This is a genomic window from Bacillus sp. G16 (genome assembly GCF_021282335.1).
Classification (GTDB): domain Bacteria; phylum Bacillota; class Bacilli; order Bacillales; family Bacillaceae; genus Bacillus; species Bacillus inaquosorum.
The window spans coordinates 232762-257183 of sequence record NZ_JAJSOZ010000006.1; the positions used below are offsets into that span (position 1 = coordinate 232762).

At 42.9% G+C, this 24422-nt stretch carries 29 protein-coding genes; 1 reads left to right on the top strand and 28 read right to left on the bottom strand.

The annotated features are described in order from the left end of the window. Positions 1–49: 49 nt before the first annotated feature. The 19 genes from aroH to LWH95_RS10095 all read right to left on the bottom strand — a co-directional run bounded on the left by aroH (position 50) and on the right by LWH95_RS10095 (position 15773). The gene (gene aroH / locus LWH95_RS10005) at positions 50–433 is read right to left on the bottom strand and encodes a chorismate mutase (protein WP_019258756.1); all 384 of its coding nucleotides are present in this window, start codon (positions 431–433) and stop codon (positions 50–52) included. Beyond that, positions 430–1518 carry a 3-dehydroquinate synthase gene (gene aroB, locus LWH95_RS10010; protein ID WP_004398098.1) on the bottom strand — a complete coding sequence of 363 codons (1089 nt, stop codon included), beginning with the start codon at positions 1516–1518 and terminating at the stop codon, positions 430–432. The genes aroH and aroB overlap by 4 nt, the downstream gene beginning before the upstream one ends. Continuing rightward, positions 1518–2690 carry a chorismate synthase gene (gene aroC, locus LWH95_RS10015; RefSeq protein WP_015483382.1) on the bottom strand — a complete coding sequence of 391 codons (1173 nt, stop codon included), beginning with the start codon at positions 2688–2690 and terminating at the stop codon, positions 1518–1520. Before aroC ends, aroB begins: the two co-directional genes overlap by 1 nt. 74 nt (positions 2691–2764) lie before the next feature. Then, positions 2765–3535, bottom strand: coding sequence for a protein-glutamate O-methyltransferase CheR (gene cheR, locus LWH95_RS10020; protein WP_004398101.1), 771 nt, complete (start codon positions 3533–3535; stop codon positions 2765–2767). A gap of 238 nt (positions 3536–3773) precedes the next feature. Further along, positions 3774–4223, bottom strand: coding sequence for a nucleoside-diphosphate kinase (gene ndk / locus LWH95_RS10025; protein ID WP_010886554.1), 450 nt, complete (start codon positions 4221–4223; stop codon positions 3774–3776). Positions 4224–4338: 115 nt separating this feature from the next. Then, complete coding sequence (gene hepT, locus LWH95_RS10030; protein WP_004398107.1) at positions 4339–5301, bottom strand: heptaprenyl diphosphate synthase component II; 963 nt, start codon at positions 5299–5301, stop codon at positions 4339–4341. A 25-nt stretch (positions 5302–5326) separates the two neighbouring features. After that, entirely contained in the window at positions 5327–6028 is a 702-nt protein-coding gene (gene menG / locus LWH95_RS10035) for a demethylmenaquinone methyltransferase (RefSeq protein WP_004398109.1), read from the bottom strand. Between the two features lie 6 nt (positions 6029–6034). Next, complete coding sequence (hepS, locus tag LWH95_RS10040) at positions 6035–6790, bottom strand: heptaprenyl diphosphate synthase component 1 (protein WP_004398111.1); 756 nt, start codon at positions 6788–6790, stop codon at positions 6035–6037. A 163-nt stretch (positions 6791–6953) separates the two neighbouring features. Then, entirely contained in the window at positions 6954–7181 is a 228-nt protein-coding gene (mtrB, locus tag LWH95_RS10045) for a trp RNA-binding attenuation protein MtrB (protein WP_003225517.1), read from the bottom strand. A gap of 21 nt (positions 7182–7202) precedes the next feature. Further along, positions 7203–7775, bottom strand: coding sequence for a GTP cyclohydrolase I FolE (folE, locus tag LWH95_RS10050; RefSeq protein WP_003225516.1), 573 nt, complete (start codon positions 7773–7775; stop codon positions 7203–7205). 187 nt (positions 7776–7962) lie between these two features. After that, positions 7963–8241, bottom strand: coding sequence for a non-specific DNA-binding protein Hbs (gene hbs, locus LWH95_RS10055; RefSeq protein WP_003153447.1), 279 nt, complete (start codon positions 8239–8241; stop codon positions 7963–7965). 372 nt (positions 8242–8613) lie between these two features. Further along, positions 8614–10092, bottom strand: coding sequence for a stage IV sporulation protein A (gene spoIVA / locus LWH95_RS10060; RefSeq protein ID WP_004398133.1), 1479 nt, complete (start codon positions 10090–10092; stop codon positions 8614–8616). A gap of 182 nt (positions 10093–10274) precedes the next feature. Continuing rightward, the gene (locus LWH95_RS10065; RefSeq protein ID WP_004398134.1) at positions 10275–11009 is read right to left on the bottom strand and encodes a hypothetical protein; all 735 of its coding nucleotides are present in this window, start codon (positions 11007–11009) and stop codon (positions 10275–10277) included. Between the two features lie 21 nt (positions 11010–11030). After that, the gene (locus LWH95_RS10070; RefSeq protein WP_004398135.1) at positions 11031–11234 is read right to left on the bottom strand and encodes a DUF2768 domain-containing protein; all 204 of its coding nucleotides are present in this window, start codon (positions 11232–11234) and stop codon (positions 11031–11033) included. 339 nt (positions 11235–11573) lie between these two features. After that, positions 11574–12611: an NAD(P)H-dependent glycerol-3-phosphate dehydrogenase gene (locus LWH95_RS10075; RefSeq protein WP_019258762.1), complete on the bottom strand. Its 1038-nt coding sequence runs from the start codon at positions 12609–12611 to the stop codon at positions 11574–11576. Between the two features lie 17 nt (positions 12612–12628). Then, positions 12629–13939 carry a ribosome biogenesis GTPase Der gene (gene der, locus LWH95_RS10080; protein ID WP_003225506.1) on the bottom strand — a complete coding sequence of 437 codons (1311 nt, stop codon included), beginning with the start codon at positions 13937–13939 and terminating at the stop codon, positions 12629–12631. A gap of 153 nt (positions 13940–14092) precedes the next feature. Beyond that, positions 14093–14287, bottom strand: coding sequence for a capping complex subunit for YIEGIA (locus LWH95_RS10085; protein ID WP_004398137.1), 195 nt, complete (start codon positions 14285–14287; stop codon positions 14093–14095). Beyond that, positions 14284–15177, bottom strand: a complete 894-nt coding sequence (locus LWH95_RS10090) for a YIEGIA family protein (RefSeq protein WP_060398911.1) — start codon at positions 15175–15177, stop codon at positions 14284–14286. The genes LWH95_RS10085 and LWH95_RS10090 overlap by 4 nt, the downstream gene beginning before the upstream one ends. Next, a complete protein-coding gene (locus LWH95_RS10095; protein WP_004398139.1) occupies positions 15174–15773 on the bottom strand; it encodes a YphA family membrane protein in 600 nt (199 codons plus the stop codon). Before LWH95_RS10095 ends, LWH95_RS10090 begins: the two co-directional genes overlap by 4 nt. A 77-nt stretch (positions 15774–15850) precedes the next feature. Here LWH95_RS10095 and LWH95_RS10100 point away from each other — a divergent pair, with 77 nt between their 5' ends. Next, positions 15851–15982 (top strand): YpzI family protein, encoded by a 132-nt coding sequence (locus tag LWH95_RS10100; RefSeq protein ID WP_004398140.1) that lies wholly within the window; start codon positions 15851–15853, stop codon positions 15980–15982. 40 nt (positions 15983–16022) lie between these two features. On the opposite strand, the gene fni is transcribed toward LWH95_RS10100, so the two are convergent. The 9 genes from fni to LWH95_RS10145 form a co-directional block, all read right to left on the bottom strand. Next, positions 16023–17072, bottom strand: coding sequence for a type 2 isopentenyl-diphosphate Delta-isomerase (gene fni / locus LWH95_RS10105; RefSeq protein WP_232919448.1), 1050 nt, complete (start codon positions 17070–17072; stop codon positions 16023–16025). A 12-nt stretch (positions 17073–17084) separates the two neighbouring features. Next, positions 17085–18233, bottom strand: a complete 1149-nt coding sequence (gene rpsA / locus LWH95_RS10110; RefSeq protein ID WP_003225495.1) for a 30S ribosomal protein S1 — start codon at positions 18231–18233, stop codon at positions 17085–17087. 233 nt (positions 18234–18466) lie between these two features. Further along, the gene (gene cmk / locus LWH95_RS10115; RefSeq protein WP_019258767.1) at positions 18467–19141 is read right to left on the bottom strand and encodes a (d)CMP kinase; all 675 of its coding nucleotides are present in this window, start codon (positions 19139–19141) and stop codon (positions 18467–18469) included. 78 nt (positions 19142–19219) lie between these two features. Further along, positions 19220–19396: a YpfB family protein gene (locus LWH95_RS10120; RefSeq protein WP_004398147.1), complete on the bottom strand. Its 177-nt coding sequence runs from the start codon at positions 19394–19396 to the stop codon at positions 19220–19222. A gap of 44 nt (positions 19397–19440) precedes the next feature. Further along, positions 19441–20097, bottom strand: a complete 657-nt coding sequence (locus LWH95_RS10125; protein WP_232919485.1) for a flagellar brake protein — start codon at positions 20095–20097, stop codon at positions 19441–19443. Between the two features lie 96 nt (positions 20098–20193). Further along, a complete protein-coding gene (gene ypeB / locus LWH95_RS10130; protein ID WP_232919449.1) occupies positions 20194–21546 on the bottom strand; it encodes a germination protein YpeB in 1353 nt (450 codons plus the stop codon). Between the two features lie 35 nt (positions 21547–21581). Further along, positions 21582–22493: a spore cortex-lytic enzyme gene (sleB, locus tag LWH95_RS10135; protein ID WP_004398152.1), complete on the bottom strand. Its 912-nt coding sequence runs from the start codon at positions 22491–22493 to the stop codon at positions 21582–21584. A gap of 153 nt (positions 22494–22646) precedes the next feature. Continuing rightward, complete coding sequence (gene prsW, locus LWH95_RS10140; RefSeq protein WP_004398155.1) at positions 22647–23303, bottom strand: glutamic-type intramembrane protease PrsW; 657 nt, start codon at positions 23301–23303, stop codon at positions 22647–22649. Between the two features lie 119 nt (positions 23304–23422). Then, complete coding sequence (locus tag LWH95_RS10145; protein WP_232919450.1) at positions 23423–24397, bottom strand: YpdA family putative bacillithiol disulfide reductase; 975 nt, start codon at positions 24395–24397, stop codon at positions 23423–23425. Positions 24398–24422 lie beyond the last annotated feature (25 nt).

Sequence of the window (24422 nt, forward strand, 5' to 3'; positions counted from 1 at the left end):
TCAATGCTTTATACACACTCTTGTGTATTTCTAAGCTGTTCCTATCGTATTACAATTCAGTATTTTTTGTCAATGATAAATCGGGTCTTAATACGACAGCTTTTTCTAAATATACATGTCTGATCTGATCCTGAGGAACATCTGTCTGGACGGTCATCATGACTCTTATGCACTTTTTCAGACCGCCGGTTACGTCCATTTCCTGCATACAGGTTACCGGCACGTACTGCCATCCTGAAAGCTCACGAACAGCTTTTGCCGGGAAAACGGAGTGCAAATCAGGTGTCGCCGAAAGAAGCATTTGAACAACATCTTCGGGCTTTGTTTTGTTTTCTTCTATGATTTTCTCTAACAGCTGTTTTGTTTTTTGTAAAATTTCTTCTTCAGTATCCCGTTCAACTGTAGTTGCTCCGCGAATTCCGCGAATCATCATGATGTCTCCTCCAATCGCCATTTGTTCAGCCAGCTCTCAAGTTCATTTCTGGAAAATGTGTGATCAGCAACTTTTCCTAATTCGTTGAGCACGATAAACTGAATCTTCCCGCCACGGGTCTTCTTATCATTCATCATACGGTCTAAAAGAACCGAAGTTTCCGTCTCTTTTTTGATTTGACTTGGATAGCCCAGGCTTTTTAGCCAGCTGACCAAACGTTTTCTGTCCATTTCACAGCCCACTGTCTTTTCGCTTACATATAAAGCAAACTGCATTCCGAGGGCTACGGCATCACCGTGAGTGATCTGTCCGTATCCATATTCCGCCTCAACGGCATGGCCGAGCGTATGCCCGAAGTTTAAGTAGGCTCTAATCCCCTCTTCTTTTTCATCCTGCTGAACGACAGACGCTTTAATTGAAATGCCTTTAAAAATCATGTCATTCAGCTGATCACTTGTGATATCGTGCAGTGAGCGGATATTCAACAGCTCTTCCAGAAACGCTCTGTCATAGATAAAAGCGTGTTTAATCACTTCTGCCATTCCGGACCGAAGCTCTTTTTCGGGGAGAGAACGCAGAAAGTCTGTATCGTAGAGCACGGCTTTCGGCTGATAAAACGCACCGATTAGATTTTTTCCGAGCGGATGATTCACGGCTACTTTTCCTCCGACTGCGCTGTCATGCGCCAAAAGCGTCGTAGGCATTTGAATGAAATCAATGCCGCGCATAAAAGTAGCAGCCACAAAACCGGCAAGATCTCCTACAACACCGCCACCGAATGCGATGATGCATGAGGAGCGATCCATATGAAAACGAATCGCTTCACTCTGCAGTTTTGTGTACATGTCCATGGATTTCGCCTGCTCTCCGCTCGGCACCGTCACTTTTTTCACAGGCCATTTTTCTTGCAGCAAATGAAGCATTTCATCACCATACAGGCGATCCACCTCTTCATCCGTGACAAGCATAATCCGTGTTAAAGGCCTGTTTAGAGAGGTTAATAGTTCGCAAGCCTCTTGTCTGATGCCTTGCCCGATAAAAACAGGATACGATGAGGAAGCGGTTTGAACATGCAGTGTTCTCATTAAAATTCCCTCGACAGTTTTCTCATATTCTCCACATTTTCTTTAATGCGGTCGATTTGATCTAAGCCGAATTGTTCAACGACTGCGTTCGCAATTTCCCATGCAACAGCAGCTTCAGCTACTACACTTGCCGCAGGCACTGCACAGCTGTCTGAACGTTCAATACTGGCAGAAAACGGTTCTTTCGTTTCAATATCCACACTCTTCAACGGTTTATATAAAGTCGGAATCGGCTTCATAACTCCGCGGACGACAATAGGCATTCCTGTCGTCATGCCGCCTTCCAGTCCGCCAAGCCTATTTGTAGCGCGAGTATAGCCCTTTTCCTCGTCCCAAATGATCTCGTCATGGACTTCGCTTCCATTTCTGCCGGCCGCTTCAAAGCCGATGCCGAATTCCACACCTTTAAATGCGTTAATTGACAGCACTGCAGCAGCAAGCTTACTGTCCAGCTTGCGGTCATAATGGACGTAGCTGCCCACGCCTACCGGCATTCCCTCGACAATGACTTCTACAATTCCGCCGATGGAATCTCCGTTTGCCTTCGCTTCATCAATGGCAGCCATCATTTTTTTGCCTGCTTCTTCATCGTAGCATCTGACCGGAGACTCCTCCGTTACACGCTGCAGGTCTTCAATTGACGTATATTCTGTTTTTTCAGCTTTAACTGCGCCAATTTGCAATACGTGGCCCGCTACCTTAATGCCAAGCTCAGAAAGAATTTTTTTAGCGACAGCCCCTGCTGCCACTCTGACAGTAGTTTCCCTTGCTGAAGAACGCTCAAGCACATTTCTCATATCACGATGATTATATTTAATCGCACCGTTTAAATCAGCGTGCCCAGGTCTCGGTCTGGAAATTTGGCGTTTCATTTCCTTTTCTTCATCTTCTGTAATCGGAGCTGCGCCCATGATTTTTGTCCAATGTTTCCAATCGTTGTTTTCTACAACGAGAGCAATTGGCGAACCGAGTGTGCGGGCATGGCGCACCCCGCTCATAATTTTGGCCTGATCTTTTTCGATTTGCATGCGGCGGCCGCGGCCGTGGCCTTTTTGGCGTCTGGCAAGCTCAAAATTGATATCTTCCTCCGTTATGTAAAGCCCGGCAGGCACACCTTCAATAATGGTTGTCAGTTGGGGGCCGTGTGATTCTCCGGCTGTTAAATATCTCATGACTTCTTCTCCCTTCATCGCATTAACGCTTTTAAGTAAAACTACTATAACATATTTTTCAGCAAAAAGTCAGTCTATCTTTTTTGATAAAAGAATGTATCGGCTGGAGCCAGGCCAAATTTCTCAGGATTAAAGATTTGCTCAGTGCTGCCGACAAAGAGAACTCCATTCTTTTTCAGGCTATGTGCCATTTTCAAATAAAGTTCTTCCTTCGCGCTTTCTGTAAAATAAATAAATACATTGCGGCACACGATTAAGTCAAAGTCTTGTTCATAACGATCCGCCAGCAGATTATGCTTTTTGAATGTAATATTTTTTTTGATTTCTGCTTTTACTTCATAGCTTCTATTTGCGTTTTGAGTAAAATAACGATCCTTCACAGATGATGGAACTTCCTGTAAAGACCGCTCCTGATAGATGCCTTTTTTCGCTTTCTCCAATGCTTTTTCATCAATATCAGTCGCCAGAATCTGAAAGCCGGGAAGACTTTTTTGCTGATCCAAAAGCATGGCAAGCGTATAAGGCTCCTCACCCGTTGAGCAGGCGGCACTCCATATCTTTAAAGGCTTAGAGTGCTTGATTAACGGCAGAATAGCAGTCTCAAGAACTTCCCATCTTTTATAATTACGATAAAATTCTGAAACATTGATCGTCATTCTGTCCAATGTTTCATTTAAGAGAGCTTGATCCTTTTCCAATGCCGCCGCAAACTCCTTAAAGCTCTGATACCCCTTTTTCTCATAAAGCGACGTCAGCCTTCTTTTCATTTGTGCTTCTTTATATAATGTCAAATCGACTCCGGTTAATTGCTTCCATTTTGTTGTAAATACGCTGTATGTATCCATCTCTACTCTCCCAGTCTCGCTGTCTTTTTGTCCTAGTATAGCTTGTTTTATCAGGAAATTGTATTGTTTCAATAAAAAAATCAGCTTTTCAGCTGATTTTAGGATCGGTTGGGAAAGGCAGGAGTCTGATGCACACTGCCGTTTCACCCTTTATTCACTTTAATGTAAACCTTTACAAAACAGAATGAAAACCGGCGGCATTACATGGTGCCGGCTCTGTTACTTATTTTCATAATGATTAATAGATCCAGCCTGCCATGAGCTGTTGATATGATACTAATTCTTCATTCTTAAAGAAAATGTTAATCTCGCGTTCAGCACTTTCGAGAGAATCAGAGCCGTGGATGATGTTTTTCCCGACAAACATGCCATAATCTCCCCGAATCGTACCAGGCAAAGCTTCTTTTGGATTTGTCTTTCCGATCAGCTGTCTCGTCACTTCAATGACATTTTCGCCTTCCCAAACCATTGCGAATACAGGTCCTGAAGTAATAAACTCAACGAGCTCTCCGAAGAAAGGCTTCCCTTGATGTTCGGCGTAGTGTTTCTCAGCCATTTGTTCTGTCACTCTCATTAACTTGGCGCCAGCTAATTGTAAGCCCTTACGCTCGAATCTGGATAAAATATCACCAATGAGCTGACGTTGGACACCGTCTGGTTTCACCATGATAAAAGTCTTTTCCATCACATTCTCCACCCCATCATTATGTATGTATAGGCTTTCACACTGCACACCGAAATCGTAACATCTTTCTGATAATTAATCAATCCGGGGCGGAGAAATTTCTTAATATCTACAAAAATTAAAATTTTCTTTTACCGATATATTTTGCGATGGCCGCAAGAGACGAACGTGCACGTCCTCTCGGAAGCGTGTTTAATTTCTGGAAAGCTTTCTGCAGATACATTTCGCTTACAGCCATAGATGCTTCAATTGCATCTGTTTTTTTGATTTCTTCAATGATTGGTTCAAGCTGTTCCTGCGTAGTCTCACTGTTAATCAATTTAAGCTGGTTTCTTAATGCTGGATTTTTCAGGGCATACAGCACTGGCAATGTGACATTCCCTTGAAGCAAATCTCCTCCAACAGGTTTGCCCAGCTCTTCTTCAGTTGAAGTAAAATCAAGAATATCATCAATAATTTGATAAGACATGCCAACGTAATACCCAAACCAATACAGCGCCTTATGAATCTTTTCATCAGCTCCGGACGCAATGGCACCGAGCTGGCAGCTGACTGCGATCAGGAGTGCCGTTTTTCTTTTGATACGGCGGAGATACGTTCTGAGATTTTGTTCCATGTTGTATTTGTCTTTGATCTGCTCGATTTCCCCAAGACAAACTTCAACAATAGTCTGTGACAAAATCCTATGGGCTTTCGGTTCGTTAATTCTCGTCATCATTTCAAGTGATCCCGCAAGCATATAATCGCCTGTGTACATCGCAATGCGATTGTCCCACTTTGCTTTGATTGTCGGCTTCCCTCTGCGAAGCTCGGCATCGTCAATAACATCATCATGAACCAAAGATGCCATGTGAATCATTTCCAGAGTGACGGCGACATATTTAATCTTATTAATATCGTAATCGCCAAACATGCCGGAAAGCAGCACGAAAACAGGCCGAATGCGCTTCCCTCCTGCCTGCAGCAGATGAAGACCCGCCTCGCTTAAAAGCGGGTAATCGGAACGTACGGTTTGTTCAAGTTCTCTTTCGATTACATCAATATCGTCATTTAAAAAAGAGTAGGCCATTTTAAATTTCATATCATTCACCCAAACATCTGTGTTTTCATTTCCATCCGATATGCGTGGCAGCGACTCCGCCAGTAAACGAATGATATTTGACATTCTTCAAGCCCGCCTCTTCAAACAGGCCTGCCAGTTCCTTCATTCCAGGGAATTCTCTGGCTGATTCTTGAAGCCAAGAATATTCTTTATAGCTCTTCGCAAACAGTTTCCCGAAAAACGGCATAATATACTTAAAGTACATAAAGTAGGCCTGTCTGAATCCGAACATTTCCGGCTGGGACGTTTCCAGACATACGACCTGTCCGCCCGGCTTCACTACACGTCTCATCTCTTTCAGTACAGTCAAGTAATCAGGGACATTGCGGAGTCCGAAGCCAATCGTGACATAATCAAACGTATCATCATCAAAAGGAAGCTCCATCGCATTTCCGTGCAGCAGTTCAATTTGGCTGAATCCGCCGTTTTTTACTTTCTGCTGGCCGACACTCAGCATATTTTTACTGAAATCCAAGCCCTTGATCTCGCCGTTTTTGCCGGCTGCTTTTGCAAGAGCGATCGTCCAGTCAGCCGTTCCGCAGCAAACATCAAGTGCCTTGGCACCTTCTTTCACATCCATGATGCGCATCGTTTTTTCGCGCCATTTTTTATGCTGCTGAAAACTGATGACAGAGTTCATTTGGTCGTAGTTTTTAGATATTTTTTCAAATACTCCATGAACGCGCTGTTCTTTTGATTCCTGCATAATGGTTTACCCTTCTTCCACTTTCTGATGATAGGTTTGATCTTGGCTGATTGTCTTCAGGCGGTTTAATAAAGCATGCTGAATAGGTGAATTTAGAGGCAAAAGTGACTCAATGCTGTTTTTCGCTTTTTTAAAACAATCTTCTAATATCTCTTCTTTTGTTTTTCCCAGCTGTATAAAACTGCCGATCACATCCAGAAATGTATCATTTCCGTTTATAAGCCGCTTAAATACAAAAAAATCACTCGACAGCTTTTTCCAGCGCGGGAGGTTGAAGTGTTCCGCCACCCGATGGAATAAAGCTGATTCAACGATGCCGACACTTTCGAAAAAATCGTGTTCATCCTTGAAAGAACGGTCATAGAGACGAATTTTATGTTCATTGATTTCTTTGATGGCTGTAGCAAGCGTCCGAATCATGTAGATATCCTTCATTTCAGATAACAAAGAGTAGTACAGCCCGCTGAAATAATCGCCTGCGAGAACAGTCAATTGGCGGTTTTTGTTTTCGTCTCGTTTTATGACTCTGGCTGTCGTCACTTCATCATGGGTATCAAGGGCGCTTTGTACAAGCATCGCTGTTACAATATAATTTTCTCTGTCGTTGTTTTTTATGTCGGCTTCCTCAAATAAAGCATGAAAAAGAAGAAGCTTATCCTCATCAATCTTTGGCGCAGAAATATGCTTCGCTAAATAAGGATGAGACAGCTTTTGTTTTAATTTCGTGTTCAGATTGGCTAAAGTTCCGTAGATGTCTTGCAAAAATATCACCCTTGTCCCCAAATTCACATTTATTTCTTAATCTATGTATGAGTTTTATCTTTTCATTCGCTTACGCAGGTATCATTATAGCATAAAAAAAAGAAATTGGCTGTATTCACCCGCTGTTTGCGAGCATTTGCGTTGAACAGCGGGAACAGCCAGCTTATTTTTTTTCGCTTTTCATTTCTCCGTATGCGGTTTGAATGAGTGCCTCTCCTCTGACTTTAATGGCAGAAGTATGCTCTGTAAACTGAGCGATGATTACTTCTCCCTTGTCGAGTTTTTCGGAATGGTGAAACTTTGTGTCTGTTCCTCTTGTCAGGCCGATCACATTCACTCCGTCCTCAACCGCTTTAATGACGACAAAATCACTTGAATGCTTTTCGTTCATTTATAGCACCCTCTATCTTTATTAGTCCTGGCGTTTAATATGTTCCAATACTTCAGCACGGGCAGCGGCATCATCTTTAAAAACGCCTCTGACTGCTGAAGTAACAGTTTTTGCACCCGGTTTTCTTACACCGCGCATCGTCATGCACATGTGTTCTGCTTCAACCACTACCATTACGCCGTGCGGGTCAAGCGTTTCTACGATGCTTTCCGCAATAGTAGAAGTGATGCGTTCCTGAAGCTGCGGGCGCTTTGCAACAGCTTCAACGGCACGTGCCAGTTTGCTGAGGCCTGTGACCTTTCCGCCTCGCGGTATATATGCAACGTGTGCTTTTCCATAAAAGGGAACAAGGTGATGCTCACACATAGAATGAAACGCGATATCTTTTACAAGAACAAGCTCCTCATGGTTTTCACCGAAGATAGTCTGGAAATGTTCTTTCGGATCTTCATTCAAGCCGGAGAATACTTCGGCGTACATCTTTGCGACTCTTTTCGGAGTATCAAGAAGCCCTTCTCTATTCGGGTCTTCTCCGATCGCTTCTAAAATTTGACGAACAGCTTGTTCGATTTGCTCTTTATTAACTTCTTTCATGTTCTATGTCCTCCACCAATGAATACATTTAATTTCGATTCTAGCACACATGCCCCGCTAAAAGCAAAGTGAATGCCCTGCCAGGAAGCCCATGCTCTTGAAATATGAAAAGCCCCTTAGAAAGGGGCTTTTCTGTGAAGAAATAAAGTGTATGTAAGCTAGATGCATACACGATCTATATTCACAATTATTTTCCGGCAACTGCGTCTTTAAGCGCTTTACCTGGTTTGAAAGCAGGTACTTTGCTTGCTGGAATTTCGATTTCTTCACCTGTTTGAGGATTGCGTCCTTTACGTGCAGAACGTTCACGCACCTCGAAGTTACCAAAACCGATCAGTTGAATTTTATCACCGTTTTTAAGTGCATCTAAGATCGTATCAAAAACAGAGTCAACTGCTTTTGTAGCGTCTTTTTTAGACAATTCGCTTGCTTCTGCAACCGCATTGATAAGTTCTGTTTTGTTCATGCCTTTCACCTCCTCCCAAAAGGAATACATTCAGTTCGTTTATTATCATTTCTTCACAGTTCAGTCTGATTCTAAACCTGTCTCAGAAAAAAATCAGAGCAGGCAAGAAAGACAATTAAACGGCTTTTTACGAAAAACTGCACTCTGAGGAATGTTTGTCCAACAAAGTGAAGAATTTCTGTATGTAGAGTAACACATATAAAAAGCCATATCAAGCATTTTAAAGCGTCAATCCCTTGCTCGTCAAGGATTTAACGTGATTTATCGAACAAATATTCCTTTTTTTACTTTTTTCATCCTATTCTTTGATCCTTTTCCATTATTAAGAGCAAAGAAAAAAGACCTCCCATTCTATAAAGAGGTCTTGCGGTATTACAGGATGATGGCGATTAAGCCGCCTGAGCCTTCGTTTATAATTCTTTCTAACGTTTCTTTTAATTTGTACCGTGCGTTTTCAGGCATTAATGACAGCTTTGCCTGAATCCCCTCTCTTACAATTGAGCTCAGTGATCTTCCGAAGATATCGGAGTTCCAGATGGAGAGCGGATCATCCTCAAAGTCTTGCATCAAATAGCGTACAAGCTCTTCGCTTTGTTTTTCCGTTCCGATAATCGGCGCGAACTCGCTTTCGACGTCTACTTTGATCATATGGATCGACGGAGCGACAGCTTTCAGCCTCACACCGAATCGTGAGCCCTGCCGTATAATTTCCGGCTCATCGAGACTCATATCTGTTAAAGCAGGCGCTGCAATGCCGTATCCCGTCTGTTTGACCATTTTTAAGGCATCGGACACTTGATCATATTCTGTTTTCGCATGGGCGAAGTCCTGCATGAGCTCAAGCAGATGGTCTCTTCCTCTGATTTCAACGCCCACCACTTCTTTCAGGATTTGATCATATAATTGGTCCGGCGCGTACAAATCAATTTCAGCCACCCCTTGGCCCAGCTCGATTCCGGCTAACCCGGCACTTTCAATGAACTCAAACTCGCTGAATTGGCCGACAACCCTGTCTACATCCCTGAGACGCTTAATATCCTTAACGGTTTCCTTCACGGATTCCTGATAGCTTTCACGCAGCCAATGGTTTTCTTTCAGCACCATTACCCAGCTTGGGAGATTGACATTCACTTCAAGCACCGGAAACTCGTAGAGGGCCTCTCTGAGCACATTCAGCACATCTGTTTCCCGCATGCTTTCTACGCTCATTGCCAATACCGGGATATCATATTTTTCGCTTAAATCCTGGCGCATGGCTTCTGTTTCCGGGTGATACGGCCTCACTGAGTTGATGACCATAATAAAGGGTTTGCCAACCTCTTTCAGCTCTTCAATAACTCTTTCTTCAGCCTCTATATAGTCACTTCTGGCGATATCCCCAATGGTGCCGTCTGTCGTAATGACAACTCCGATGGTCGAGTGTTCCTGAATGACTTTTCGTGTGCCGATTTCAGCAGCCTCATGAAATGGGATCGGTTCTTCGTACCAAGGCGTATTAATCATCCGCGGCCCGTTTTCATCTTCATATCCTTTTGCACCGGGAACTGTGTAACCTACACAATCTACTAATCTTATATTGACATCGAGTCCGTCTGACACATGAACAGACATCGCCTGATTCGGAACAAATTTAGGCTCTGTAGTCATAATCGTTTTGCCGGCTGCGCTTTGCGGCAGTTCATCCTGCGCACGTGCCCGGTCTGCTTCGTTACTGATATTCGGGAGCACCACAAGCTCCATAAATTTCTTAATAAACGTGGATTTTCCTGTACGGACAGCACCTACGACTCCTAAGTATATATCGCCTCCTGTTCGTTCAGCGATATCCTTGAAAATATCGACCTTTTCCAAGTGATCCCCTCCCGGACTTCCTATCCTTCTCAATTTTATTAAGCTCTTTCAATCAAACACAGGACACTATATGTGTATGACGTTGTCCTATTTCAATATGACATCTTTAGAAAATTTCCCATCCACAATCTATTAAAGTATAAAAAAACCTTTCTCCCTATTTGTATGCAAGGGAGAAAGGTTCATTCCTTTTTCATATCATTTTCTAAAAAAACAGGTTCCTGTTTGTCATTTACCGTATATTTCACAGAAAACGCGGGGACAAAGGGGGTTTCTTGCCAAATCATATCCTGGATTTCAGAACCGGGTTTAAACGTTTTTTTGCTTTTTTTGAGGCAAGAAGCCAGCTCAGTCCGGTAATCGGCATATATTTCTCCGTCTCCGTCAATCATAAGCGGCAAGGAATTCCCTGAGATTGGGCTTGTCACTGTAAGAGAGCTTCCATCCCCAAGCTTCTTCCCATCGAGTGTAAATAAATCACGTGATAGCACATCCTTGTAAGGCGGATATTGATGCTCCTGGCGGTACATTTGGACGCGCAATTTCACATCGCGGATTTTTTCAGCCATCTTTAGATCAATCAATTTAACAGTCGGATCGTTCTCTACGTCAACAAGCACATATTGATAGTCTCCTCCGCTTTCATATGCCGTGCTTGGAGGTTCGGCTATATATCTCGGCGCTAAACGGTTAAAGTCTATCGGATACTTTTGATATAGCGGTGTCGACATATCTTTTGTTTGAATGGGAAGCAGCCCTCCATTAGCCTTTTGAAATTCATCAACAGCAGACTGAACCTGCTTTAGCTGGTCCTGATAAGGAATGGCATGTACACTGCTTTTCCGCTCATTCGGATATAAACACCCCGATAAAAACACGACTGCCGCAAAAATTATAGCGCACTTCAGTTTACCCATACAGCACTTCCTTTTACAGCTTTATTCATTGACGGGGCCGCTGAATACCACGAAAAACACAATAATTCCAGATATGAGCATACACATGTAAGCAAAAGACGATACCGCAATCTTCAGAAACCGATTTTGAAACTTAAACCGGCTTAAATAGATGGAAGCTACAGCCAGAAACATCAGACCCATGGACCCCAGTGCAAACCACATTTTCATCAATGCCAGACTCAATGACCTGCGCCTCCCCGATATGTATGATGTAAGCGTTATATTTTAATTTTAATATACAGCCCCGGAAAAGATCAACCAGATTTTCCATCCTTTGATAGAACAAAAAAAACTGAAGCAAAGAGGGGGACCTTCACTTCAGTCAAATTGACTATATTCACCTGCACGTTTAAGAAACACTCTCTTGGACTTCGATGCTATAGTATGCGACTTGACACACAGATGCATCCTCTATTGCCTAAATCGGCAAAATGTTTCAGGAGATCCCAAGACTTGGGTGTTCTTCTGTTTTTCGAGCTTTCGTTCAATTAAGATATGCGGTCTTCAATACGATTGACACTTTTACTTCACTTGATTTTCAAACGTATTGACCAGATCCTCCATCTCGTGGGTTTTGCCCCTCGCCATTAAAGATTCAACAGCAGTTTCCACTTTTTGTCCGTTAAATAGAACTTGATGGAGTGCTTCTGTAATCGGCATTTTCACATCATATTTCTTCGAAAGCTGGTAAGCCGCTTTTGTCGTGCGGACGCCTTCGACTACCATTCCCATCTCTTCGAGTACGTCTTCAAGCTTGTAGCCCTTTCCAAGCAAATTGCCGGCACGCCAGTTTCTGGAATGTACACTTGTGCACGTAACAATCAGATCGCCTACTCCTGTCAATCCAGAAAACGTCAGGGGATTCCCGCCCATTTTCGTTCCGAGTCTCGCGATTTCGGCAAGTCCGCGTGTAATCAAAGCCGCTTTGGCATTGTCGCCATACCCTAAACCGTCTGTAATTCCTGCGGCGAGGGCAATAATATTTTTTAAAGCCCCCCCGATTTCAACTCCGATAATGTCAGGGTTTGTGTACACCCGGAAATTGTGATTAATAAATAAATCCTGCACCTCTTCTGCTGCCCGCATGCTCTTTGAAGATGCAGTAACGGTCGTCGGATGCCGCAGCCCCACTTCTTCCGCATGGCTCGGTCCGGAAAGAACAACAATATCCTTTCTGGCATCGCTCGGGAGCTCAATTTCCATAATCTCAGAAATGCGCAGGAGCGAATCAGGTTCTATGCCTTTGCTGACATGAACAAAGACTGCCTTTTTCGTTATAAAAGGCACAGCCTGTCTCAGCACTTCCCGAATCGCTTTTGTCGGAACCGCAACGATAATGAAATCTGCATCCGAAACAGCTTTCTCGATATCCGTTGTTGCCTCTATTGATTCAGGAAGCTTGACGTTCGGCAAATAATCCTTATTTTCATGGAGATCATTGATTTGATGAATCAGATCTGCACGGTGCCCCCACATGGTTACATTGTGATGATTATCAGCTAACACTAAAGCCAGTGCCGTCCCCCAGCTTCCCGCTCCGAGCATAGTGACTCTTTTCATATTTGCTTCACACCTTTTTATTTTCTAGCTCTTGCAAATATTTTAATTGGTGTTCCTTCAAAACCGAACGCATCTCTGATTCGGTTTTCTAAAAAGCGTTCGTACGAAAAATGCATCAATTCCGGATCGTTTACAAACACAACGAAACTCGGCGGCTTTACCGACACTTGAGTCGCATAATAAATCTTCAAACGAGAACCGTTATGAGTCGGCGTCGGATTCATTGCCACAGCATCCATAATGACATCATTTAAGACATTCGTTTGAACTCGAAGTGAATGGTTTTCGCTCGCTTTAATAATCGCAGGCATCAGCGTATGGATCCGTTTTGTCGTTAAGGCTGACATGAATAGGATTGGTGCATAATCAAGAAATTGAAAATGATCACGGATATTTTCTTCAAATTCTTTCATCGTGCTTTCATCTTTGTCAACAGCATCCCATTTGTTTACGACAATTACGACTGCCTTGCCCGCTTCGTGTGCATAACCGGCGATGCGCTTGTCCTGTTCAATAATGCCTTCTTCGCCATCCAGCACAACCGCAACGACTTCTGAGCGGTCGATTGCTTTCAGCGCGCGCAGCACACTGTACTTTTCAGTCGTTTCATAGACTTTCCCTTTTTTTCGCATACCGGCAGTATCGACAATGACAAACTCCTGCTGGTTGTACGTAAATGCCGTATCAACAGCATCTCTTGTCGTTCCCGCCACGTTGCTCACAATGACGCGCTCTTCGCCGAGCATCGCATTCACAAGTGAGGACTTTCCGACATTCGGGCGCCCGATCAGGCAAAATTGAACAACTTCTTCATCATATTTCGTTTCAGGAATGTTTTTAAAATGCTCTGCAACGGCATCCAGTAAATCACCCAGTCCGAGTCCGTGTGTTCCCGAAATTGGATACGGCTCGCCAAAGCCAAGCGAATAAAAATCATAAATATTCGCTCTCATTTCTGTGTTATCCAGTTTATTAACTGCCAAAACAACAGGCTTTTTCGTGCGGTACAAAATTTTTGCTACTTCTTCATCAGCAGCTGTTACGCCTTCACGGCCATTCACCATAAAAATAATGACGTCCGCTTCATCCATGGCGATTTCAGCCTGCTGGCGAATTTGCGCTAAGAACGGCTCATCACCGATATCAATACCGCCAGTATCAATCAAATTAAAATCATAATTCAGCCATTCAGCCGAGCTGTATATCCGATCCCTTGTCACACCAGGGGTATCTTCTACTATTGAAATTCTTTCTCCCGCAATCCGGTTAAAGATTGTGGATTTTCCTACATTTGGTCTCCCGACAATGGCTACGACAGGTTTACCCATAGTACCCTTCCTTTCGATCCAGCCGCTTTCATTTTTACATAAATTTTCAACCGGTTATTAAAATCATTTCATTCACTTTTATGAAAAGAAACCCTTCAGAGGAAGGGCTTAACTCATTTATTATATCAGTTTTTACTGGGATCACAACTATTCTTAAAAATGTTTCACGATCAAATACACGTCATCCCCAATTCTATGCGCTATTCCATCAAGGATCGCCTCAAGATTTTTAGCGAAAAGCTCCATCTCCTTTTGGTCATTGCAAAAAAAGACAGGCGCTCCTCCCGCAGCCCGGTTTCGGTTAGTCGTGATCACAGACAAAATCACTTTCGTGAGAGATTCGCTCATCCTATCACCTTATCCTGCTTTTTGATAAATTCCGTCGGCATTCTGATTGCGTTTTCCAAGGTTGGAACATTGCTGATGATCTGAACAGCCGTTTCGGGGTGGTTAATTTGCGGCAGAACAAAGACTGCCACTCTCCCGTCATTTAAATCCCGTTTTGCAATGGGCGTCAGAGACGGCTCGCCTGAGTCCCGATAAACCCCGAGCACATTGGAAACATCAAATAAAATCGCCTGGCGCTGCCCTAAGTTGGCAATCGTCGCTGCTGAATTAAAGTTTTTCGGCGTTAAAATAAAGCCCATGCCATGCTTTAAAATCAGCTCCTGTTTCTCCGGAAGCCCGATATTCATCATATAAATATTATCAACAAACAGTCCCGGACCGTCAAAGTGAGGCTTTATGTACTCAATGTCTACAATATCCTTCAATACACTGCCCGACATAAATTTCATTGCCAGCAAAAAACAAACAATAGCCGCTATAATTGCAGCCCAAATGGATAAAAACACATACGCAGAGGTTGTCAAAAGCGCTGTAAAGATCACAATATAATTTCTGCTTTCAAACGCAATGGCAATTCCCTCAATATATGTGCTTCCCCTTGAGACAAGTTCATACGAATCCATTTGCGTCAGCGTGTTCCGCTCCATGTTTCGGACATCTCTAAATTGCGTCGCGGCTAACGTTAAAAATGTGATGGCCGTAAATTCCTCCTGCAAAAGCGCCGGCATAATAATTGCCCCTAAACCAGCCGCGATCAGCCCTAGTGCAATATGAATGACTTTCCCATGAATATAGGTCGGATACTGGCGGTAATCCGTTTTCAGCATATAAAGCCGTGTTGCTACTCCGGCAATGACCCCAGCAATAATCGGATAGATGTAATCACTCATGACATTTTGGTAGCTCCTTTGTTTGATCTTTTGCTTTTTTGACCAATTTGGCTTGCGAGCTGTTCGTATTTGGATATGCCAAACAGCAATATCATGCCCGCAGAACACGCATTCAGCCATTGAAAGCCGCCGACAGCCAATCCCCCAGCCAACTTCTGAATCACAAACGAATACACCAGTTCGCCTTGGCACATCCCTAGGACAAATAAGGTAAGCTGCTTCTCGAAATCCCTTTCAACTGAAGCTGTCAAAAGCACTAATAATATAACGGCAACCCACTCAGGTTTTATGATGAACCAAACCGGATCATATAATGCAAAAAGATAGACAAACGCATACCCGCCAACAAGCGTCAGAAAGACCATGAGATAACGAAAACGATACATTCCCAAATACCCGGCATAGACACACCCGCAGACGAAAAACATCATATAAGCAGCATTCAGGGAAAAATATAAAGTAATGTCATGTATGCTTAGGATTATATTAGTCAAAATAAAGACAGAGACGGCAAATCGTCTTTTCGTCTTTTCAAAAATAAATGTTGTCAGGACCCACAGAAACCACATTGACCAATAGTAATAAAATTGTTCCATATTGCTTCCTCCATACTCCCAGTATGGAACCCAAGCGCTTTTTTTAAACAATCCATCTCACATTAAGGAGCATGATCATGGGAAAAGACAGACAGGAGAAAAAACTCAAAGCTTCTGGCAGAGTCGAATCAGACCGAGACCAGTCCATTCACTATGACGGAGCGACAAGCCTTGAACAAAACGGAAGCTTCAAAAAGCGAAAATCATAAAACAAAAAGCCCAAAACTCATAAGTTTTGGGCTTTAATATTTATCGCACACTATAGCTGGACGTATCGATCCCTCTCTCTGTAAGCCAATGATGGGTTTCACCTTTGATCACAAGAGGCGCCTTTTGCAAATCAGAAATCGTTCTGGCGCCCAGCACGGTCATAATCATTTTCAATTCCTCAAGGATCAGCTGAATCTCCTCAAGCAGTCCTTCCTCGCCGCTGTCAGTCAGTGCTTTTAAAAAATGTCCTGCCATTCCGGTGCAAGAGGCCCCAAGCGCAATTGCCTTCGCCACATCAAGCGCATCCTGCAGGCCGCCGGACGCAATCATTGTGCTTGCGGGAAACGAAGAGCGGATTTCCGCCAAACTTGCGGCTGTCGAAATGCCCCACGAGTCAAAAAAAGTAATTTGCCGCTGTCTTCGGAGATTTTCGATTTTCGAAAAATTTGTACCCCCGTAACCGCCAATATCAACAGCTGCCGCTCCAGCTTCATACACCTTCCCTGCTGATTCTTTGCTCATACCGAAGCCGACTTCTTTCACAATGACTGGTACACTGACCTGGCTGCAAATTTGTTCAATACGGTTCAGAGCGCCACTAAAGCTTCGGTCTCCTTCAGGCATCACAATTTCCTGAATCACATTCAAGTGAATCTGCAGCGCATCCGCTCCAATCATATCAACTGCTTCCTTTGCATGATCAGCTGTCGCCTCGCTCCCCAGGTTGGCAAAAATCAGCCCGTTTGGGTTTTCCTTTCGAACGATTTCATACGAAACACGCTCTGAGGGATCTTTTAATGCGGACATTTGCGATCCGACAGCAAGAGGTATTCCAGCCTGACGAGCCGCTCGTGCAAGCGATTTATTTATTTCATATGTAAGTTGTCCGCCGCCGCCAGTCATTGCATTGATAAAAATCGGCGAACTGCTTGAAAGTTCGCCGATTTTTGTGGAAATATCTACTTGTTCTAATGCAAGATCGGGCAGACTGACATGAACAAACGTAATATCATCAAGACCCGTTTCCCGCTTTTGGCCGGTGGACAGGGCATGATTGATGTGTTGTCTTTTCCGTTCTGCTCGAGTCACGTTTATCACCAATTATTTTAGTTTATTCAGCTTATCTCCGATCAGATCTCCAAGCTGGAAGCCAGTGCTTGTTTCTTCCTTCGCCTGATATTGACGGTAATCTTCCTGATCGGCTTTAGGCGCTTCTTCAAGTTCACGCATGCTTAATGAAATGCGCTCCTCATTTTCATTCACATCAAGAACCTTCACTTTTACAGTCTGTCCTTCTTCAAGGACTTCATGCGGCGTGCCGATGTGTTTATTAGAAATTTGAGAAATATGAACGAGACCTTCAACACCTGGAAGGATTTCAACAAAGGCACCGAAGCTTACTAGACGCTGCACAGTTCCTTCAAGCACATCACCAGGTTTCACTTTCTCGCCGATTTGGCTCCAAGGTCCAGGCAGTGTATCTTTGATAGATAAAGAAATACGTTCATTATCACGGTCAACCGATAATACTTTCACTTTTACTTCCTGTCCCTCTTCGACAACGTCAGACGGCTTCTCTACATGGGAGTGGGAAAGCTGTGAAATGTGTACAAGTCCGTCGATACCGCCGATATCAACAAACGCGCCAAAGTCAGTCAGGCGCTGTACTTTTCCATCCAGTACACTTCCAACTTCAAGAGACTGAAGAAGTTCTTGTTTTTTATTCGCTTGTTCACTTTCAACAACGGCACGGTGTGAAAGGATCACGCGGTTTTTATCACGGTCAAGCTCTACAACGAGCAGAGACAGTGTTTTCCCTTTATAGTCAGTAAAATCTTCAACGAAATGCGCTTCAACAAGTGATGCCGGGATAAAACCTCGAACGCCGATATCAACGACAAGGCCGCCTTTTACGACATCTTTTACTTCAGCTTCAAACACTTCTTTTGTTTCAAATTTTTTCTCAAGGTCTTCCCAAGCGCGGTCTGCATCAACAGCACGTTTAGATAAAATCAAAGCATCGTCTTCCACTTTTGTTACTTTCAGGTCAAGCTCGTCGTCTACTTTTACAACATCCGATGCTTTCTCTACATGAAGACTTGATAATTCACTGATTGGAATAATGCCGGACTGTTTGACATTGATAATTTCTACATCCACATGCTTGTCCTCTACCTTTGTCACAATCCCTTTAACTACATCTCCAACCTCTGGCACTTGAACATCAATTTGATTCATTTCCTCTGTCATTTGAATAACCTCCTTGGTCCAAACCTACACAGCTTAATTAAAACGGTTTGAAAGCTGAACATATAAACATGCCCGCTTTTAGCCGAATATGTATTAAAGAATCATCCAAAAAAGTTTTTTGAATGATCAATAAAAAGTTTTATTAGTATTAACTTCTAATAAAAGGACAGGTTTGTCAAGCAATAACATTCTTTCTTCGTTGAAAAATTCAAAAAAAGTGGCATTCGCCTTAATCAGCGGGACTTTTGCTCTACTGCCTCAAGGATTTTATCAGCTACTTCTTGAATAGAAAGAGATGTCGTGTCGATTTCAAGAGCGTCTTCTGCTTTGCGCAGGGGAGATACTTCGCGCTCTGAATCAAGCTTGTCTCTTCTTGCAATTTCCTCTATTAATGTTTCGTAGTTGACATCGAAGCCTTTTTTCATATTTTCTTCATAACGGCGTTTCGCTCTCTCTTCAACAGATGCCAAAAGAAAAATCTTCACTTCTGCATTCGGCAGCACGTGAGTCCCGATATCACGTCCATCCATGACGACGCCGCCTTTTTCCCCAAGCTGCTGCTGGCGCTTCACCATTTCTTCTCTGACGCTTCTATGCTTGGCCGCAATTGAAACTTGGTTGCTGACTTCATCTGTTCTGATCGCCTCAGTTACATCGGTGCCGTTAACGAGTACTTTTTGTCCTTCTTTTGTTGTAATCAGTTCAATGTTTGTCCGCTTTAGCAGCTCAGCCAGTTTTTCTTCATCTGTCAGATCAACGTTTTCCTGTAAAGCCGCGTACGTAATCGCCCGATACATCGCTCCTGTATCAATATATATGTACGATTTTTTCTCAGCCACAATTTTGGCAACGGTGCTTTTCCCCGCAGCTGCCGGGCCGTCGATTGCAATCGATAATTTCTTTTCCATAATTCCTCTCCTTGCTCTTTTCTCCTCTATGGATTGTATCACGAACTTTATGAAAAAGGGTGAAAAATTGATGAATAATTAATGTTTGAAGGTTTCAATCTTATTGTCCCCCTCCATGTTATCCACCCCTTCATATTGAATCACTTTTGATACATAAGGTTCAATATGCTGATAGTGAAAAAGAAATTGGACACTAAGTAAAATGATGGCCTGAATAAACAATATTTTAATTAGCAGCCGTTCAAATGTTTTCATCGGAGCACCTCCATCACAAATAGTATGGAAGTGTTTGCCGATGTTTATTCCATCCGGGCCTTTCTTCTCTTATTTAACTGGCGCCGGATGCAATATTGAAGCAGGAACTGCTGGTCACTTGCTGCGATTCCCGTATACTCAATGGTCATTTTACGTTTCCTGGATTTTGGATCATTAAAGATTCGTCTGACAACGGCTGCTGTTTCTATTTGACGTGCGTTCTCCTCTTCAGAAAGACTGATGATAAGGCGCAATGATTCTCCGGATTGAAAAGAACGGCCATCAGCTAAAATCACGGCGATGCCGCCTGCACTGATGTTATAGGAAAGTGTGTGGAACCCTTCTTTTTCATCTCCCGGCTTAATTTGCACATCCAATACCGCATCAGACCTTACATACTGGCGGCGCTGGATTCGTTTCATTTTTTCACGGGGAGGCACTTCAAGACAGATCATTTGAAGTTTGTCCTTCACTTTACCTTTTATGCGGCTTGTAAAGCGGTAAGGAACTTCGTCTTTGCCCACAAACTCTACCATTACTTCCATATCGTTATGTAAAATCACAGTTCGCCCTGTAACTACATCAACAGGGTACGCAATCAAAAGCTCATTGTTTTCGATGCTTACTGCCTTGCTCTTTGCCTTTTTCAATTCATTTTCTTCTATATATTCTAAATGTACATTTTCCCCAATCTCTATCATCATTGACTTCACTCTTTCGTATTCAAATATACTCACTTTTTATTAAAGCATGTAATGAAAAAAAGGAAAAGACATTTAGTCCTTTCCTCCTATTTTTTATAGGTCTTTATATATAGGTTCGGCATTTTTTAGTTTTTCAACCTTTTCTTCCGATCCGTCTTTAGCATTAATATACATCCTGAATGTGTCGTTTTCAATGGTTCCGAGCATTTCATAGCACAACACTTCTTGCCCAACTTCATTTGTAATCAAAGCGAGCCTTGTTTCCCTCACTTGTACATTTTTATTTAATTTGGATTTTGCTTCTTCTTCAGTAATGGCTGGCTTAGCTATGTTTCTTTTTCTGTGGGATGTTAGGAAGTCTCTTGCTGAAAAGCCGACAACCTCACCGTCGTCCAAGGCTACTTTCATGCGAATCGCTTCTGGGTACATCCGGACTTTATTTTCAACAGGAACATATGAAAATACGCCGATTTTATCATATTGGGCACTTTCATCAATTTCCAAATCATCTGTTTCAAATCTGTTTTTCTTTAAAAAGGCGAGCGCGCGGTTCGATCCGTCATTCAAACTGATTTTCTGATTTTTCACTTCTCTGTTTTGGATCAAATATACCGGATGCCCGCCCTTTTTCGTAATATCCATATAAATCGCTGCTTTATGGTCTGGGTCTTTCATGCTGATGCTATATACGTCGCGATTTGTTTTTTTTCCGCTCTTTACCACTTTAATTGAGTAATTATCATCCGGGGCAAAGCGCTCAGCAATTTGTTTTGCTTCCTGTTCGGAAATTTCTTTTCCTTTCAGATGGCCAAAGCCTTTCTCTTCTTTTTTTGTGCTTGTGAAACTCGGGCCTAGATCAGTTCCAGTGGAAAATGCACCAACATTTTTTTCGACAGTTTTAAAGCTGTTGATAATCGTATTATCACTTTGTTTTTCGTCAGAAGCCAGCGCCATCTCTACGTCCATCCAGCGAAGGTTTTTGCTCATGACAAGATGCTGAACATGACGCAGTTCATTTTGTATATCTTCGGATTGCTGATATAGCTTATTTAGTGATGTATACTCTTTTTTATCAAGCGGCTTTTGGTCCAAATCTCTGACTGACGTTTTATAACTGAAATCGCCGATCTTTGATAATAGCTCTTCTGTTTTGTTAAACGGCATTAATGTAAGCGGCAGCTGACTGACACTATTATGAGCTTCAGATGTAATCCTCCACACATCTACCAATGCAGGTGACAGCGATTTTTGGCTGTTCATAGCAAGTGTTGTTCCGATTTTATCATGAAGCTGATCCATCTGATAGGTAAGTTCATGAAACGCCCGCTGATAGTTATTTTCAGCATGAAGAAGAACTGCGTCTTTTTCCTGGTGCTCTTTGTATCCCCAGTAGCTTGTACCGACAATTGCAATACCGAGCACGGCGATTAAAATTCCTCTGATCATTTATCACACCTCTTTTTATGCTTTCTCATGTCCTGCTACTCACAGAAAATGTGTTTACCGATTCTTTTAATCTGCGGACGCCCCCAAATCCACGGACTTGTAGCTGTATCCGGGTTAAAGTAGTACAGCGCTTCCTCTGATGGGTCCCAGCCATTGATGGCATCCAATACTGCTTCTCGGGCCGTTTCATTAGGCTGCATGTAAATTTGCCCGTCGGCTACTGCTGTGAAGGCAAGCGGCTCAAAAATAACCCCGGCCACAGAATTCGGAAATAACGGGCTGTTCAATCGGTTCAAAATGACTGCTGCAATGGCAACCTGCCCCTCGTACGGCTCACCCCGGGCTTCGCCATAAACTGCCTGAGAAAGCAGCCTGATATCATTGTTGGAAAACCCGCCAGGCATGTTGGCAGCGACCGCATCCTGTTTTCTTGCTTTTGCAGGTGTATTGTTTTGTTGTTTATTCGCTTTAGGCTGCTGCGTTGTTTTTTCCGCAGGCTGTTTCTGCCGCGCCTCTGCTTGCTGTCTTGCTTTTTGTGTTGCTGCTTTTGATGGTTTCGTCTGGTATTTCAGCGGAATTTTTCCGTAATGTGTGAATGTATTCCCTTTTTGAAGCTGCTGCATGACATATTCACGATAGTATTTAGATTTAGATATTAGGGTTTGCTTTGTTTTAGCTCCGACAAGGCCGTCAACCTCTTTTAACCCGAATTGATCCTGAAAATTTCGAACTGCCCAGTACGTTCCCCATCCATAAACCCCGTCAATTTTTCCGTTATAGTATCCATTGTATTGAAGGCGCGCCTGGAGTTCGACCACATCGTCTCCTGTTGCCCCTCTTTGAATGACCTGATTCGAAAAGGCAGCGATGGTTTCAGTATTGATAAACGTCGTTATTGTAAAGGAAAAAAGGATGAGACATGCCATAATCGATCCTTTGGACTTCATCTTTTTCAAGCCTCCTACAGCAAATTTTTAAGTGTAATCGTATTTTCTGTAACGAGGTTATTTTTATACACTCTTTCCTTGTTATCCCTCAAAACATAAAATCTCATTTGATAAATCGGCACATAAAAAAGCCGCACGGTTTCTGTGCGGCTTCTATATTTGCATCATATTGACGGAACGGGCTTTTTTCGCTTTGCGTAAACCAAACCACCATAAAAATAACATAAATGGGAGCATATAATAAATCCAATTACTGAGTGCTGTGAGGATAAAATCATACGATCCATGCAAAAGTGACGGGACTGCTAAAGAAAGAATAAGCCACTTCACACGCGTCTTATCAGCGGAAAAACGGGCTTTCCCAAGGTAAAATCCCATAATAACGCCTATCAAGGCATGGCATGAAACGGGCAGCAGCGCCCTGACGAACGCATGCTCCACGCCGTGACCGATTAAGTATAGAATATTTTCGAGGGTTGCAAAACCGAGCGATACACTGGCCCCGTACACAATCCCGTCATAATGCTCATCAAAGTGGGCATGCGGGTAAACACTGACCATCAAAATAAACCATTTTAATGATTCCTCCAAAAACCCCGAAGATAAAAAAGAAACGAAAAAGCTTCCGCCTCCCACATTCTCTTTTTCAAGCACGTACTGGATAAACATCGTGGGAAATACAAGAACAACCCCTAGAAAAAACGATCGAAGCACCATATGTACAGGTTCATTATCATACTGATCTTTTAAATAAAAATAACTTAACAGCGCGATGCCGGGGGCAATTCCTGCAGAGATGATTGCAAACATCAGGCAACCTCTTTCCTTTATATTCCTAAGTCTATCCTACCATGTTGTTTATGATTTTACATCTGTCTACACTTAAAAAAACAAAAAGAGCATACGAATTCATCATATGCTCCCTTTCTTTAATGATTTTCTCTTTTTGCGATTTCCTCTGCGATATGTCCCCCATGAAACCTGCCGTTTTCAATAAATATTTCATTTGCATTGTTCCCCGCAGCAATAACCCCTGCAATAAAAATACCTTCAACGTTTGTTTCCATGGTCTCTTCATTGAAAAACGGACGTCCTGTTTCTTTATCAATTTCAACACCCATTTTTTCAAGAAATTGATGGTCGGGATGATAGCCTGTCATGGCAAATACAAAATCATTTTTAATGGTGATGATTTCCTTCTCGCCGGAGCGGAATACAACTTCATCCTCGGTGATTTTTTCTACACAAGCGCCAAATTCCATACGGATTGTTCCGTTTCTGACTAGCGATTCAAACTCAGGCAGAATCCAAGGCTTAATGCTTGGCGAATACTCATTGCCCCTGTATAAAACTGTGACACGCGCTCCAGATTTCACGAGTTCAAGCGCAGCGTCTACACTTGAGTTTTTCCCGCCGATGACGACGACATCTTTGTCAAAGTACGGATGGCCTTCTTTAAAATAATGGAATACTTTCGGCAAATCCTCACCGGGTACGTTCATATAGTTTGGATGATCATAATAGCCTGTTGCAATAATACAATATGGTGTCGTGTAAGTTCCTTTTGACGTCTCTATCACGAATGTATTGTTTTCCGCCTTCGTCACTTTATGAACCATTTCAAACGCATTTACACGGATGTTTTTCCGCTTGACCACTTCCCGGTAATACGACAAAGCCTGAATTCTGACAGGCTTTCTGTTTTCCGTAATAAATGCCACGTCTCCGATTTCAAGCTTTTCACTTGAGCTGAAAAAGGTTTGATGCGTCGGGTAATTGTAAATGCTGTTAACGACATTGCCTTTTTCGATGACGAGGGCCTCAATGCCAATTTGTTTTAGGTGAATGGCAGCAGATAATCCGCAAGGTCCTCCGCCTATAATTATTGCTTTTTCTTGAATCATTTCCGTCAACTCCTGCGATTGGCAT